Consider the following 565-nt stretch of genomic DNA (forward strand, 5'->3'; position numbering starts at 1 on the left):
ACCTGGGCGGGCGTGCAGCCCTTGCTGGCGGCGATGTCCTCGATCGGCGTCACCAGCTTCTGGTTCGCGCCGAAATTCTCGGGCTTGAAGCGCGGATGGGCGGCGCGGCGGCCGTCCACCTGATCCTGGGTCCTGATGGTGCCGGTGAGGAAGCCGCGGCCGAGCGGCGAATAGGCGACGTAGCTGATGCCGAGCTCGCGCGTCGTCTTCAGCGTCTCCTCGGCCTCGGTGCGGTACATGATGGAGTATTCCGTCTGCACGGCCGCCAGGGGATGCACGGCATGCCCGCGCCGGATCGTCTCCGGCGCCGCCTCGGAGAGGCCGAGGAAACGCACCTTCCCCTGCTTCACGAGTTCCGCCATGGCGCCGACCGTCTCCTCGATCGGCACGTCCGCGTCGACGCGGTGCTGGTAATAGAGGTCGATCACCTCGACGCCGAGACGCTTCAGGCTGTCCTCGCAGGACTGGATGACATATTCGGGCCGGCCATTCGCGCCGTTGGGACCGCCGGGCTCGGTCGGCCTGGTCTGGCCGAACTTGGTGGCGAGCACGATCTTCTCGCGCC

Annotated in this window: 1 protein-coding gene; it reads right to left on the reverse strand. The window is 68.1% G+C overall.

The features are described from left to right. The coding region (locus tag AC1DWF_RS37360) for an aldo/keto reductase (RefSeq protein ID WP_476843463.1) at window positions 1-565 on the reverse strand (565 nt) is incomplete at both ends.

Source organism: Aminobacter sp. P4_D5 (assembly GCF_056401815.1).